Origin of the sequence: Serratia sp. (in: enterobacteria) (genome assembly GCF_052400455.1) — a bacterium.
In the GTDB taxonomy this organism is placed as follows: Bacteria; Pseudomonadota; Gammaproteobacteria; order Enterobacterales; family Enterobacteriaceae; genus Serratia; species Serratia ureilytica.
This window is the reverse complement of sequence record NZ_CP185812.1, coordinates 1,116,170-1,129,668: the sequence shown is the minus strand read 5'-3', so window position 1 is coordinate 1,129,668 and position 13,499 is coordinate 1,116,170. Positions and strand designations below refer to the sequence as shown.

Annotated in this window: 12 protein-coding genes; 8 read left to right on the top strand and 4 right to left on the bottom strand. The window is 63.3% G+C overall.

Translation table 11 applies throughout. The annotated features are described in order from the left end of the window. Positions 1 to 220: 220 nt before the first annotated feature. Entirely contained in the window at positions 221 to 2,653 is a 2,433-nt protein-coding gene (gene ybbP / locus ACORQT_RS05360; RefSeq protein WP_033642137.1) for a putative ABC transporter permease subunit YbbP, read from the bottom strand. After that, complete coding sequence (gene ybbA, locus ACORQT_RS05355) at positions 2,650 to 3,336, bottom strand: putative ABC transporter ATP-binding protein YbbA (RefSeq protein WP_004940192.1); 687 nt, start codon at positions 3,334 to 3,336, stop codon at positions 2,650 to 2,652. The genes ybbP and ybbA overlap by 4 nt, the downstream gene beginning before the upstream one ends. Between ybbA and tesA the strand changes: the two genes are divergently transcribed. The 3 genes from tesA to ACORQT_RS05340 all read left to right on the top strand — a co-directional run bounded on the left by tesA (position 3,307) and on the right by ACORQT_RS05340 (position 5,680). Next, positions 3,307 to 3,945: a multifunctional acyl-CoA thioesterase I/protease I/lysophospholipase L1 gene (gene tesA / locus ACORQT_RS05350; protein ID WP_162472522.1), complete on the top strand. Its 639-nt coding sequence runs from the start codon at positions 3,307 to 3,309 to the stop codon at positions 3,943 to 3,945. The genes ybbA and tesA overlap by 30 nt on opposite strands. Before the next feature lie 26 nt (positions 3,946 to 3,971). Further along, positions 3,972 to 4,748 carry an SDR family oxidoreductase gene (locus ACORQT_RS05345; protein ID WP_004940195.1) on the top strand — a complete coding sequence of 259 codons (777 nt, stop codon included), beginning with the start codon at positions 3,972 to 3,974 and terminating at the stop codon, positions 4,746 to 4,748. A 77-nt stretch (positions 4,749 to 4,825) separates the two neighbouring features. Continuing rightward, positions 4,826 to 5,680, top strand: a complete 855-nt coding sequence (locus tag ACORQT_RS05340) for a co-chaperone YbbN (RefSeq protein WP_042783821.1) — start codon at positions 4,826 to 4,828, stop codon at positions 5,678 to 5,680. Between the two features lie 112 nt (positions 5,681 to 5,792). On the opposite strand, the gene cfa is transcribed toward ACORQT_RS05340, so the two are convergent. Further along, positions 5,793 to 6,944 carry a cyclopropane fatty acyl phospholipid synthase gene (gene cfa / locus ACORQT_RS05335; RefSeq protein ID WP_042783820.1) on the bottom strand — a complete coding sequence of 384 codons (1,152 nt, stop codon included), beginning with the start codon at positions 6,942 to 6,944 and terminating at the stop codon, positions 5,793 to 5,795. A gap of 319 nt (positions 6,945 to 7,263) precedes the next feature. On the opposite strand from cfa, the gene ACORQT_RS05330 reads away from it, so the two are divergent. Further along, complete coding sequence (locus ACORQT_RS05330; protein WP_164057840.1) at positions 7,264 to 8,169, top strand: SPFH domain-containing protein; 906 nt, start codon at positions 7,264 to 7,266, stop codon at positions 8,167 to 8,169. Between the two features lie 2 nt (positions 8,170 to 8,171). Next, positions 8,172 to 8,633 carry an NfeD family protein gene (locus tag ACORQT_RS05325; RefSeq protein ID WP_033642133.1) on the top strand — a complete coding sequence of 154 codons (462 nt, stop codon included), beginning with the start codon at positions 8,172 to 8,174 and terminating at the stop codon, positions 8,631 to 8,633. Here ACORQT_RS05325 and cueR read toward each other — a convergent pair. After that, positions 8,630 to 9,031 (bottom strand): Cu(I)-responsive transcriptional regulator, encoded by a 402-nt coding sequence (gene cueR, locus ACORQT_RS05320; RefSeq protein WP_025301807.1) that lies wholly within the window; start codon positions 9,029 to 9,031, stop codon positions 8,630 to 8,632. The two genes, ACORQT_RS05325 and cueR, sit on opposite strands and share 4 nt — an antisense overlap. Before the next feature lie 107 nt (positions 9,032 to 9,138). Here cueR and copA point away from each other — a divergent pair, with 107 nt between their 5' ends. The 3 genes from copA (at position 9,139) to ybaK (ending at position 13,498) form a co-directional block, all read left to right on the top strand. Next, complete coding sequence (copA, locus tag ACORQT_RS05315) at positions 9,139 to 11,850, top strand: copper-exporting P-type ATPase CopA (RefSeq protein WP_164057839.1); 2,712 nt, start codon at positions 9,139 to 9,141, stop codon at positions 11,848 to 11,850. A gap of 133 nt (positions 11,851 to 11,983) precedes the next feature. After that, positions 11,984 to 12,790 (top strand): TraB/GumN family protein, encoded by an 807-nt coding sequence (locus tag ACORQT_RS05310; RefSeq protein ID WP_025301805.1) that lies wholly within the window; start codon positions 11,984 to 11,986, stop codon positions 12,788 to 12,790. Between the two features lie 228 nt (positions 12,791 to 13,018). Further along, positions 13,019 to 13,498, top strand: coding sequence for a Cys-tRNA(Pro)/Cys-tRNA(Cys) deacylase YbaK (gene ybaK, locus ACORQT_RS05305; RefSeq protein WP_004940240.1), 480 nt, complete (start codon positions 13,019 to 13,021; stop codon positions 13,496 to 13,498). Position 13,499: the final 1 nt, after the last annotated feature.

Genomic DNA, 13,499 nt, shown 5'->3' with positions numbered 1-13,499 from the left:
ATTCACTTAATCCATGCATAACCCTCTAAATCAATGCGTAAAACAGGCGAAGCCGGCCCGCTATCCGCTACACCGATGACCAATGGCAAACGTATCGATATGACATAAATGTAATCGATTTCACAATGAATGGGCATGAAGAGGAATTGCGCCAGTGACGCGCGAAAGAAAATCGGCAGGCCCGGCCACGCTTGGCGGCAACGGGCCTGCGATCGCCAGATCAGCCATCATAACTGCGGAACAGCGCCCGGCCGCGCAGCAAGCGCACGCCCAGCCAGCCGCCGCACAGCGACAGCAGCAGCGCGCTGGCCAGCGGCAGCGCCCACCACAGCACCGGCGTCGGCGTCCACGGGAAGTCGAACACCCGGCTTTGCAGCAGCCACAGCGCCGCTTCGGCCCCCACCGCCGCCGCGATGCCCGCCACCAGCCCCAGCAGGGCAAACTCGCACCACAGCGTGCGGCGCAGCAGCCGTTTACCGGCCCCCAGCGTGCGATAGACCACCAGCTCCTGCCGCCGCTGACGCATGCCGACCTGCACCTGCGCCAGCAGCAGCAGGCCGCCGCACAGCACCACCAGCACCACCATCACCTCCAGCGCGCGGCTGACCTGTTGCAGCACGCCGCCGACCTGTTTCAGGATCGCGCCGATGTCCAGCAGGCTGAGCGTTGGGAACTGGCGGTTGAGCTGGGTCAGCATCCGGCCGTCGCCGTCGTAGCGGAAGCTGGTGAGCCAGGTCTGCGGCTGGCCGTCCAGCGCGCCCGGCGGGAAGATAAAGTAAAAGTTCGGCTTCAGGCTTTCCCAATCCACCTGGCGCAGGCTGGTGACTTTGGCGCTGAACGCCTGGGTATCGCCGCTGAAGGTCAGCGTGTCGCCCAGCTTGATCTTCAGCCGCCCGGCGATGCCTTCATCCATTGAAACCTCGCCGCTTTTCGGCGGCCAATTGCCCGCCACCAGCGGATTGTGATCCGGCAGCTCGGCCAGCCAGGTCAGGTTCAGCTCACGGTTCACCGCCTCGCCGCCCGGATCGTCTTCATGCACCCGTTCGGTCGCCACCTGCTGGTTTATCTCGGTCAGGCGCACCCGGACGATCGGGTAATAGGTTTCCGGTTTGATCTGGTGCTGCTGCAGGAAAGTTTTCACCTGCGGCACCTGCGCCTCGGTCATGTTGAGCAGGAAATAGTTCGGGCTGTCCGGCGGCAGCTGTTGCTGCCAGCGTTCGAGCAGATCGCCGCGCAGCACCAACAGCAGCGCCAACAGCATGAACGACAGCGAGAACGCCGCCAACTGGCTGATGGTCACCCACGGCTGATGCAGCAGGCGGTTGACCGCCAGCCGCAGCGCCAGGCTCTTGAGCGTGATGCGGCGCAACAGCAGCAGGCTGCCCCACCCTATACCGCCCAGCAGCAGCGCCAGCACCGCCATGCCCGCCAGGATCGCCCACAGCAACGTGCTGGCTCCCATCAGCAACACCAACAACGCGACCACGATCGCGGCCGTCACCGGCAGGAAGTAGCGCAGCGGCCAGACGTTGGCCGCCACATCGCGACGCAGCACCCGCAGCGGCTGGGTGGCCAGCAACTGGCGATACGGCCGCAACCCGACCAGCAGCGAAATCAGCACCAGCGCACCGAGCGCCCACAGCCACGGCCAGACGCCGGCGGCGGGCAACGCGGCCGGCAACACCGGCTTCAGCAGGCGAATCAACAGCGCCTCGAACGCCAGCCCGATCGCCCCGCCGCACACCGCCGCCAGCGCCATCACCGCCAGCCACTGGCCGACGATCAATTTGCGCAGCGCGCCGCGCCCGGCGCCAAGGGTTTTCAGCACCGCGATCAGATCGTAGCGGCTGCGGCAATAGTGGCTCATCGCCACCGCCACGGCGGCGATCGACAACAGCAGCGTCAGCAGGGCCGACAACAGCAGGAACTGTTGGGAGCGCTGCAGCGACTTGCCCAGCGCGCTGCCGGATTCCTGCAGCCCGAACCAGCGCTGATCCGGCGTCAACTGCGGCGTCAGCCGTTCTTCGTAACGCTGAATATCCGGCTCGGCGCCGGCGAACATGTAACGATAGGTCAGGCGGCTGCCCGGCTGCACTGCGCCGGTCTTATCGACGTCCGCCAGATTGATCATGATGCGCGGCGCGGTCTGGAATGGATTGAAACCGGCGTCCGGCTCCTGAATGATTTCACCGGCGATGCGCAGCGTGGTGTCGCCGACCTCCAGCGAATCCCCCACTTTCACGTTCAGCAGCGCCAGCAAACGCGGCGCCACCAGCACGCTGCCCGGTTCGGGCTGGATGTTGGCCGGGCGCGTTTCCAGCTTGCCGTACAGCGGATAGGCCAAATCGGTGGCTTTCACGTCCGCCAGCTGCGGCCGATCGCCGGCATAGGTCATGGTGGTGAACGACAGCTGACGGCTCACCTTCAGCCCTTGTTGCTGCGCGTCCAGAAGCCAACCTTCCGGCACCGGATGCGCGCTGCGCAGCACCCGATCGCCGGCGATAAAATCGCGGCTCTGCTGGCTGAGCCCTTTGTCCATGCGATCGCTGATGCTGCCCAGCGCCAGCACGCAGGCGACGGAGAGCGTCAGTGCCAGCCACACGATCAGCAGCGACGGCGAGCGCCATTCGCGCCAGAACCAGCGCCAGATCATGCTTCCTCCCACAGCTTGCCTTCGCGCAGCCGCAGCCGCCGCTGGCAGCGCGCCGCCAGGGTTTCGTCATGGGTCACCAGGATCAGGGTGGTGTCAAAATCGCGGTTGAGGGAAAACAGCAGGTCGGCGATGCGATCGCCGGTCTGACGATCGAGGTTGCCGGTCGGTTCATCGGCGAACAGCACCCGCGGTCGGCCGCTGAAGGCGCGCGCCAGCGCCACGCGCTGCTGCTCGCCGCCGGACAGCTGCGCCGGCAGGTGATCGAGCCGTTTCCCCAGCCCCAACTGCTCGAGCAGCTGCACCGCCTGCTCGCGGCTCTGTCTGTCGCTCTCGCCGCGCAACAGCGCCGGCAGCTGCACGTTCTCCAGCGCGTTCAGCGTCGGCACCAGCATGAACGACTGAAACACGAAGCCGACATTCCTGGCGCGCAGCGCGGCGCGCCCCTCTTCGTCCAGCGCGGTCAGCGACTCGCCGAGCAAGCGCACCTCGCCTTCGCTGCCGTCATCCAGCCCGGCCAAAATGCCCAGCAAGGTCGATTTCCCCGATCCGGATTCGCCGATCAGGGCGATCGTCTGCGCGGGTTTGACAAGCAGCTCGACTCCGGTAAGGATGGTGAGCTGATGCTCACCCTGACCAACGTGTTTACTAAGATGATGAACTTCAAGAACGTTTTCCGCTGGCATCTTCCCTTCCTTTTGCTGTTGGGATTATTCAGTTTACGCGCTGCCGCCGCCGATACCTTGTTGATTTTGGGCGACAGTTTAAGCGCCGGCTACCGCCTGCCGATCGAGCGGGCGTGGCCGACGCTGTTGGCCGAACAGTGGCAGAAAAAACCGGGTGCGCCGCAGCTGGTCAACGCCAGCATCAGCGGCGACACCGCCGCGCAGGGGCTGGCGCGTCTGCCCGCGCTGCTGAAACAGCATCAGCCGCGCTGGGTGCTGATCGAGCTGGGCGCCAACGACGGCCTGCGCGGCTTCCCGGCGCAGGACGTACAGCGCGATCTCGGCCAAATCATCACGTTAGTGCAGCAGGCCGGCGCGCAGCCGCTGCTGATGCAGATCCGCATCCCGCCGAACTACGGCCGCCGCTATACTGAAGCGTTCGGCGCCGTCTACCCGGCGCTGGCCAAGCAGTTCAACATTCCGCTGCTGCCGTTCTATATGGAACAGGTGGTGGTGAAGCCGGAATGGATGCAGGATGACGGATTGCACCCCAATGGGGACGCCCAGCCGTTTATCGCCACCTGGATGGCGGAGCGCCTGGAGCCTCTAGTAAAGCATGAGTCTCACTAAATTAGGGTCGTACACTAGGTAAAGTTATGCAAAAAGCGGTATTGATAACCGGCTGTTCCAGCGGGATTGGCTTGATTGCGGCGCAGGATCTGCGCAACCGCGGCTACCGGGTGCTGGCCGCCTGCCGCAAACCGCAGGACGTGGAAAACATGCGCCAGCTCGGGCTGGAAGGCATCGAGCTGGATCTGGACGACAGCGCCAGCGTCGAGCGCGCCGCCGCCGAGGTGATCGCGCTGACCGACGGCCGACTGTACGGTCTGTTCAATAACGGCGGTTTCGGCGTTTACGGCCCGCTCAGCCGCATTTCGCGCAGCCAGCTGGAACGGCAGTTCGCCACCAACCTGTTCGGCACCCACCAACTGACCCAGCTGCTGTTGCCGGCGATGTTGCCGCACGGCGAAGGGCGGATCATTCAGACCAGTTCGGTGATGGGCCTGGTCTCCAGCGCCGGGCGCGGCGCCTACGCCGCCAGCAAGTTCGCGCTGGAAGCCTGGTCGGACGCGCTGCGCATGGAGCTGCACGGCAGCGGCATTCAGGTCAGCCTGATCGAACCGGGGCCGATCTCCACCCACTTTAGCCAGAACGTCAATCAGGCGCAGAGCGACAAACCGGTGCACAATCCCGGCATCGCCAAGCGCCTGACGCTGCCGCCGGAGGCCATTCTGCCCAAACTGCGCCACGCGCTGGAAAGCCCGCGCGCCAAACTGCGCTATCCGGTCACCCTGCTGGCGCACGCGATGAGCGTGCTGCGCCGCATTTTGCCGGGCCGCTGTCTGGATTGGCTGCTGCGCAGCAACGCTTAATTCGCCCGACGGGGTTGAAGAATGGCGGCGCGCCCCCATCTACACCCCATGGCTCCGCACGATCAGAGAGAAAAAAGATGCTAGCTCAAGCTGTTGTTGATATTAACGAAACTAACCTGCACCAGACGCTGGAACAATCGATGTCCACACCGGTGCTGTTCTACTTCTGGTCCGAGCGCAGCCAACACTGCCTGCAGCTCACGCCGGTGCTGGACAAGCTGGCGGTGGAATACGCCGGTCAGTTCATTCTGGCCAAGGTAGACTGCGACGCCGAACAGATGATCGCCTCGCAATTCGGGCTGCGTTCCATTCCGACGGTCTACCTGTTCAAAGACGGTCAGCCGGTCGACGGCTTCCAGGGCCCGCAGCCGGAAGAAGCGATCCGCGATTTGCTGCAGCGTTTCCTGCCGAAGGAAGAAGATCTGAAACTGGCACAGGCGCAGGAGCTGCTGGCCGCCGGCAACGCCGCCGAAGCGCTGCCGCTGCTGAAAGACGCCTGGCAGAGCAGCCAACAGCGCAGCGACATCGGCCTGACGCTGGCCGAAACTCAGATTGCGCTCAGCCGCAGCGAAGATGCTGAAGCGGTGCTGGCGACCATCCCGCTGCAGGATCGCGATACCCGCTATCAAGGTCTGGTGGCGCAGATTGAATTGTTGAAGCAGGCGGCGGACACGCCGGAAATCCAACAGCTGCAACAGCAGGTGCAGCAGCAGCCGGACAACGTCGAACTGGCGGTGCAGCTGGCGCTGCAACTGCATCAGGTCGGGCGTAACGAAGAAGCGCTGGAACTGCTGATGGGGCATCTGAAGAAAGATCTGGCCGCCGCCAACGGCAGCGCGCGCAAAACCCTGATGGACATTCTGGCCGCGCTCGGCACCGGCGACGCGCTGGCCGCTAAATATCGCCGCCAGCTGTACTCCCTGCTGTACTGATATCCGTCATACTTGAAGCTGCATCCAGGCGGCAAATGTGAGAAGCCCTGGGCGCTTAGATAACTAAGTGACCAGGGCTCGAACGTGCAGCCAGCTTGAAATATGACGGGGATTAGCGATAGACCCGCACCCCGCCCTCCACGCCCGCCGGGCTGAACAACACCTGCCACAGCTGAATGTTGCGCGAACGGAACGCGCCGGCGCAGGCGTTCAGGTAATAGGTGAACATGCGTTCGAAGCGCTCGGAATAACCGCCCATCAGATCCGGCCACACCCGTTTGAAATTCTCCAGCCAAGCCATCAGCGTGCGATCGTAATCGGCGCCAAAGTTGTGCCAATCCTCCATCACGAAACGCCCTTCGCTGGCCTCGGCGATATGCCGCACCGAAGGCAGGCAGCCGTTGGGGAAGATGTATTTGTCTATCCAGGCGTCGACGTTGAGATCGGTCTGATTGGAACCGATAGTGTGCAGAAGGAACAGACCGTCGGGCTTCAGGTTGCGCGCCGCGACGCTGAAGTAGGTCTCATAGTTTTTCGGCCCGACGTGCTCAAACATGCCGACCGACACGATGCGATCAAACTGCCGATCCAGATCGCGGTAATCCTGCAGCAAGATCTCGACGTCCAGCCCGGCGCAGCGTTCCTGCGCCAGCTTCTGCTGCTCGGCCGAAATGGTCACGCCGTGCACCGAGACGCCGTAGTTTTGCGCCGCAAACTGCGCCAATCCGCCCCAGCCGCAGCCGATATCCAGCAGCGTCATGCCCGGTTTCAACTGCAGTTTTTCGCAGATCATCCTGAGCTTGGCCTGCTGCGCCTGCTCCAGCGTCTGCGCCTCTTTCCAGTAGCCGCAGGAGTATTGCATATAAGGATCGAGCATCGCCCGGAACAGGTCGTTGCCGATGTCGTAGTGCTCTTTGCCCACCTGCCAGGCGCGCTTGCGCGATTGGCGATTGAACAGCCGGGCATAGGCGATGCGCGCGATGTCGCTCAGGCTTTTCGGCAGCCGTTCATCGACGCCGGCCTGCAGAATGCGTGTGAACAGCATGTCCAGCCGTTCGCACTCCCACCAGCCGTCCATATAGCTTTCGCCGAAGCCGAGCGAGCCTTCCTGCAAAATGCGTTTGAACAGCGCCGGGTTATGCACCCGGATATCCCAGGCGCGCGGGCCGTTGATGGCGACGCCGGCTTCCGCCAACATCTCCTCCACAATGCGATACCAGCGATCGTTCTTCTGGGCGAGTTCATCAACACTGAGCGAATCCATAACAATCCTTGGCCGAAATGTCATTTCAAAAAGCATAGTCGCAAATGAAAATGACAAATTTTTGACGGTAAACACGGGGGTGTTTTTACTCTAGCCAAGGCGAGCAACATCATGAAATGAATAAAAATTATTGAAATCATGCCATTTAGGCATACTTATTTTTCAGCTGTGCCACACTTGTCGTGACAACACTCTGTTCCAGACGCGGGATCCACCGCTCGCGGGTTGCGTCAGCGCCCTGGATTAAGTGGCGGTATCAGTAGGCATTTTTCCGGCGCTGTCGTAATATCTGTTTACATATGTCTGACAGGAGGTTTGCATGCTTACTTTTATTCCCATCGTGATCGTCGTCGCACTGATTGTGGTGTTCGCCGGCGTCAAAATTGTGCCGCAGGGGTTCCAATGGACGGTAGAACGCTTCGGCCGCTATACCAAAACGCTGATGCCGGGGCTGAACCTGGTGGTGCCGTTCATGGACCGCATCGGCCGAAAAATCAACATGATGGAGCAGGTGCTGGACATTCCTTCGCAGGAAGTGATTTCCCGCGATAACGCCAACGTCGCCATCGACGCGGTGTGCTTTATCCAGGTGGTCGATCCGGCGCGTGCCGCCTACGAAGTCAGCAACCTTGAACAGGCGATCGTCAACCTGACCATGACCAACTTCCGCACCGTGCTCGGCTCGATGGAGCTGGACGAAATGCTGTCGCAGCGCGACAGCATCAACAGCCGCCTGCTGCACATCGTCGATGAAGCGACCAACCCGTGGGGGGTGAAAATCACCCGTATCGAGATCCGCGACGTGCGGCCACCGGCGGAACTGATCGCCTCGATGAACGCCCAGATGAAGGCCGAGCGCACCAAGCGCGCCGACATTCTCGAGGCGGAAGGGGTGCGTCAGGCGGCCATTCTGCGCGCCGAGGGGGAGAAACAATCGCAGATCCTGAAGGCCGAGGGCGAACGCCAGTCAGCGTTCCTGCAGGCGGAAGCGCGTGAACGCGCCGCCGAGGCCGAGGCGCGCGCCACCCAGCTGGTATCCGACGCCATCGCCAGCGGCAACATTCAGGCGGTGAACTACTTCGTGGCGCAGAAATACACCGACGCGCTGCAGAAGATCGGTTCCTCCAGCAACAGTAAAGTGGTGATGATGCCGCTGGACGCCAGCAGCCTGCTCGGCTCGATCGGCGGCATTACCGAACTGCTGAAAGAAAGCAAAGGCAAATAATCATGCTCGAACTGATCGCGGCGAATCCGCTGTGGTTCTGGCTCTCCCTCGGGGGCGTGTTGCTGGCGGCGGAAATGCTCGGCGCCGGCGGCTACCTGCTGTGGAGCGGCGTGGCGGCGCTGTTGGTCGGCGCCTTGATCTGGCTGCTGCCACCGCTTTCCTGGGAATGGCAAGGCGTGATCTTCGCCGTCCTGACCGTCGTCGTCGCCTATCTGTGGTGGTACTGGCTGCGTCGCCGCCCGGCGGCCGCATCCGGCGGTTCGCCGGTGCTCAACCAGCGCAACCGTCAGTTGATCGGCACCCGCGCCACGCTGACGGAGCCGATGCACAACGGCATGGGGCGCATTAATATCGGTGACAGCAGCTGGCGCGCGCAGGCGGCGGAAGATCTGCCCGCCGGCACCGAAGTGGAAGTGGTGGCGGTGGAAGGGGTCACGCTGGTGATCCGCGCCATCAGCCGTTAATTAGAACGACAACACCCCGCCAGGTTATTGATGATGGGGCACTCCGCCCCCTCGTCGCCCGGGCATTGTTCCGCCAGCGTCAACAGGCGCTGGCGCATGTTCCCCAGCTCGCTGATGTGCTTTTCGATCTCCGCCACCTTCTGCAGCGTGCGCGCCTTCACGTCGGCGCTGTGGCGGGCCGGATCGTTGAACAACGCTACCAGCTCGCGGCACTCGTCCAGGTTGAAGCCCACCTGCCGCGCCTGACGCAGCAGCGTCAGCTCTTCGACATGCTTGGCGGAATAGTGGCGGTAACCGTTGTCGCTGCGGATCGGGGCGGTAATCAGCGCTTTCTCTTCGTAAAAACGAATCGTCTTGCTGGTTAAACCGGTTTTTTTCGCGACGTCGCTAATATTCATTTTCCCTCCTTGACCTTACCCTTGCTGGAAGGTTTAAGCTCCATTCTTAGTGAAAACAGGTCAGGCGGTCAACCTTTAAACACCGCCTCTACGCAAGGAGTTCAATCATGTCACACACCACTATGCTGGCATTGCAGGGGTTGTCCTGCATGAACTGCGCGCAGCGGGTGAAAAAAGCCCTGGAAAGCCGCAGCGATGTCGAACAGGCGGAGGTTAACGTCCATTACGCCAAAGTGACCGGCGAAGCGCCGGACAGCGCATTGATCGACAGCGTGATCGCCGCCGGCTATCAGGCAGAAGTCGCGCCGCGCGCCGACACCGAACTGCAGCTGAGCGGCCTGAGCTGCATGCACTGCGTCGGCAGCACCCGCAAGGCGCTGGAAGCGGTGCCGGGCGTGTTCGCCGCCGACGTCGAGATCGACAACGCGAAAGTGTACGGCGATGCCGATCCGCAGGCGCTGATCGCCGCGGTGGAACATGCCGGTTATCACGCCAGCGTGGCGGGCACCGTCGTCCCAAAAACTGAGCCGTTGACTGACGCAACACCTTCGTTGCCGGACGTTCAGCCAGCGGCGCAGCCTTCTCTTCCGGCAACCGACAACGCGGACGACAGCGTACAGCTGCTGCTCAGCGACATGACCTGCGCCAGCTGCGTCAATAAGGTGCAGCAGGCGCTGCAAAGCGTTCCCGGCGTGGAGCATGCGCGCGTCAACCTGGCGGAGCGCAGCGCGCTGGTGACAGGCGCCGCCGATGCGCAGGCGCTGGTGGCGGCGGTGGAAAAAGCCGGCTACGGCGCCGAGATGATTCAGGACGAAACCGAACGCCGCGAACGTCAGCAACAGACCGCACGCGCCAACATGAAGCGCTTTAGCTGGCAGGCGGCGCTGGGGCTGGCGTTGGGTATTCCGCTGATGGCCTGGGGGCTGTTCGGCGGCAGCATGACGCTGACGCCGGAAACCCAGCGCCCTTGGCTGCTGGTCGGCGTCATTACCCTGGCGGTGATGGTGTTCGCCGGCGGGCACTTCTACCGCAACGCCTGGCGCGCATTGATGAACGGCAGCGCCACCATGGATACCCTGGTGGCGCTCGGCACCGGCGCCGCCTGGCTCTATTCGATCGCCGTCAACATTTGGCCCGATTTCTTCCCGATGGAGGCGCGTCACCTCTATTACGAGGCCAGCGCGATGATCATCGGTTTGATCAACCTCGGCCATGCGCTGGAACAGCGCGCCCGCCAACGTTCTTCGCAGGCGCTGGAGCGGCTGCTCGATCTGACACCGCCCACCGCGCGGCTGGTGACTGACGACGGCGAGCGCGATATTCCGCTGGCGGAGGTGCAGCTCGGCATGACGCTGCGGCTGACCACCGGCGATCGCGTGCCGGTCGACGGTGAAATCGTGCAGGGCGAAGTCTGGCTTGATGAAGCGATGCTGACCGGCGAAGCGGTGCCGCAGCAGAAAGGCCCCGGCGACACGGTGCATGCCGGGACGGTAGTCGACGACGGCAGCGTGCTGTTCCGCGCCGCCGCCATCGGCAGCCAAACCACGCTGGCGCGCATCATCAAACTGGTGCGTCAGGCGCAGAGCAGTAAGCCGGCGATTGGCCAGTTGGCCGACCGCGTCTCGGCGGTGTTCGTGCCGGCGGTGGTGGCGATCGCCCTGTTCAGCGCGGCGGTGTGGTACTTCTTTGGTCCGCAGCCGCAGCTGGTCTATACGCTGGTGATCGCCACCACGGTGCTGATCATCGCCTGCCCATGTGCGTTAGGATTGGCGACGCCGATGTCGATCATCTCCGGCGTGGGCCGCGCGGCGGAATTCGGCGTGCTGGTGCGCGACGCCGACGCCCTGCAGCAGGCCAGCCAGTTGGATACCCTGGTGTTCGATAAAACCGGCACCCTGACCGAAGGGAAACCGCAGGTGGTGGAGATCCTGACCTTCAATCAGGTCAGCGAACAGCAGGCGCTCGGCTGGGCCGCCGCGCTGGAACAAGGCTCCAATCACCCGCTGGCGCGCGCCATCATGGAACGCGCCGCCGGGCAAACGCTGCCGCAGGTGGCGCAGTTCCGCACCCTGCGCGGCGCCGGCGTCAGCGGGGAGATCGACGGCGTGCAGGTGCTGCTGGGCAACGCCGCGCTGCTGAAACAACATCAGGTCGCGGCCGACGAACTGGAGGCGCCGATGCGCGCCCAGGCCGAACGCGGCGTGACGCCGGTGCTGCTGGCCGTTGACGGTAAACCGGCCGCGCTGTTCGCCATTCGCGATCCGCTGCGCGAGGACAGCATCGCGGCGCTGCAGCGCCTGCACCAGCAGGGATATCAGTTGGTGATGCTGACCGGCGACAACCCGGTGACCGCCAACGCCATCGCCAAAGAGGCCGGTATCGATCGGGTGATTGCCGGCGTGCTGCCGGACGGCAAAGCGGCGGCGATCAAACAGCTGCAGGCACAGGGCCAACGCGTGGCGATGGTCGGCGACGGCATCAACGACGCCCCGGCGCTGGCGCAGGCCGACGTGGGCATCGCGATGGGCGGCGGCAGCGACATCGCCATCGAGACCGCCGCCATCACCCTGATGCGTCACAGCCTGCACGGCGTGGCGGATGCGGTGGAACTGTCGAAGGCCACGCTGCGCAACATGAAGCAGAACCTGTTCGGCGCCTTTATCTACAATACGCTGGGCATTCCGATCGCCGCCGGCGTGCTCTACCCGCTGACCGGCACGCTGCTCAGCCCGGTGGTGGCGGGCGCGGCGATGGCGCTGTCATCGATTACCGTAGTCAGCAACGCCAACCGGCTGCTGCGTTTTAAACCCAGGAAGTAAGCTCCGGGGCGCCGTCAAGGCGCCCCGCTGTTTTCCGGGCTTCCCTGCGCGGCGGATAGCGTTTAGCATGAATGACGATTTTCCCTCGCCTTGCACGCGAAAACGCGCACCCGTTATTCAGGAGCCACGCCGTATGGGTCAACTGTTACGCCGCCTCGCCGCCTTTCTCGGTCTGATCTCGCCCAAAAGTTACGCTTATCCGGCGCTGGACATCACTCTGCCGGGCGAGCGTCGGCTCCATCTGGTGGGCAGCATCCATATGGGCACCGTCGATATGTCGCCGCTGCCGCCCCGGCTGGCCGCCCGGCTGCAACAGGCCGACGCGCTGATCGTCGAAGCCGATATCACCGGCGCCGCCTCCCCTTTCGACCACGCAGAGCAACAGCCCGAGCTGGAACAGCGCCTGTCCGCCGAAGAATATCAACAGCTGCTGGCGCTGTGCCACGAACTGGGCGCCGATCCGCACGCCTTCGCCACCCTGCCCGGCTGGCAGGTGGCGCTGATGATGCAGGCGCGGCAGGCCCAGCGTCTGGGTCTGCGCGCAGAGTACGGCGTAGATTATCAGCTGCTGCAGGCCGCCAGAGCGCAGGACAAACCGGTGATCGAACTCGAGGGGGCGCAGCAGCAGTTGGCGATGCTGGAACAGCTGCCGGAAGGCGGCATCGCGCTGCTGCGCGATACGCTGGAGCATTGGCATACCAACGCGCGGCTGCTGCAAACCATGGTGAGCTGGTGGCTGGACGCCAAACCGCGCGGCACGCTGGACACGCTGCCGGCCACCTTCAGCGCCGGGCTTTACGACGTGCTGATGCATCAGCGCAATCGCGACTGGCGGCGTCAGCTGGAGGCGCTGCCGGCCGGAGACTATGTGGTGGCGGTTGGCGCATTGCACCTGTATGGCGAGGATAACCTGCCGGCGATGCTGCAGCCGCAGGGGTAAAAAAGTGGCCAATATCGCTATTGGCCAGTCAAAGAGGAATTTCTTGTATTCTAGTTATACGCATAGCAACCGTGTTAACGGTTACAGTAAACAGGGTAGCAACCCGGTGAATATCTTGGCAACCCGCTTTATGTAACAGCCGCTCAGGTTGCCGGGCAGGTTGGATTTTTGTATTTTTAAGACTGGTTATCACCCCTTCCCCGCCGGGGACATTTTGGACAACACATCATGACGCCCGCAGTCGTTCTGCTTGAGAAACAAAAGGTCGCCTTCACCCTTCATCCTTATCACCACGACAGCGACGAAACCAACTTCGGCGATGAGGCGGTGAGAAAGCTGGGGCTGGATGCCGATCGGGTTTACAAAACCTTGCTGGTGGCGCTGAACGGCGACGCCAAACACCTGGCGGTGGCGGTCACGCCGGTCGCAACCCAGTTGGATCTGAAAAAGGTTGCCCGCGCCCTCGGCGCCAAAAAGGCCGAGATGGCCGATCCGCAGCTGGCGCAGCGCGTCACCGGGTATCTGGTGGGCGGCATCAGCCCGCTGGGGCAGAAAAAACGGCTGCCGACGGTGATCGACAGCCCGGCGCAAGCGTTCGCCACCATTTACGTTTCCGGCGGCAAACGCGGGCTGGATATCGAGCTGGCCGCCGCCGATCTGTGCCGCCTGCTGGCCGGCAGCTTCGCCGACATCGCCAAACGCGACTGAC

Bases quoted from the DNA above. Each gene is read 5' to 3' on its own strand.
- ACORQT_RS05340 (WP_042783821.1), top strand. From the start codon at position 4,826: ATGCTAGCTCAAGCTGTTGTTGATATTAACGAAACTAACCTGCACCAG.
- ACORQT_RS05330 (WP_164057840.1), top strand. From the start codon at position 7,264: ATGCTTACTTTTATTCCCATCGTGATCGTCGTCGCACTGATTGTGGTG.
- tesA (WP_162472522.1), top strand. From the start codon at position 3,307: ATGAACTTCAAGAACGTTTTCCGCTGGCATCTTCCCTTCCTTTTGCTG.
- ACORQT_RS05310 (WP_025301805.1), top strand. From the start codon at position 11,984: ATGGGTCAACTGTTACGCCGCCTCGCCGCCTTTCTCGGTCTGATCTCG.
- ybbA (WP_004940192.1), bottom strand. From the start codon at position 3,336: ATGCCAGCGGAAAACGTTCTTGAAGTTCATCATCTTAGTAAACACGTT.
- cueR (WP_025301807.1), bottom strand. From the start codon at position 9,031: ATGAATATTAGCGACGTCGCGAAAAAAACCGGTTTAACCAGCAAGACG.
- ybaK (WP_004940240.1), top strand. From the start codon at position 13,019: ATGACGCCCGCAGTCGTTCTGCTTGAGAAACAAAAGGTCGCCTTCACC.
- ACORQT_RS05345 (WP_004940195.1), top strand. From the start codon at position 3,972: ATGCAAAAAGCGGTATTGATAACCGGCTGTTCCAGCGGGATTGGCTTG.
- copA (WP_164057839.1), top strand. From the start codon at position 9,139: ATGTCACACACCACTATGCTGGCATTGCAGGGGTTGTCCTGCATGAAC.
- cfa (WP_042783820.1), bottom strand. From the start codon at position 6,944: ATGGATTCGCTCAGTGTTGATGAACTCGCCCAGAAGAACGATCGCTGG.
- ybbP (WP_033642137.1), bottom strand. From the start codon at position 2,653: ATGATCTGGCGCTGGTTCTGGCGCGAATGGCGCTCGCCGTCGCTGCTG.
- ACORQT_RS05325 (WP_033642133.1), top strand. From the start codon at position 8,172: ATGCTCGAACTGATCGCGGCGAATCCGCTGTGGTTCTGGCTCTCCCTC.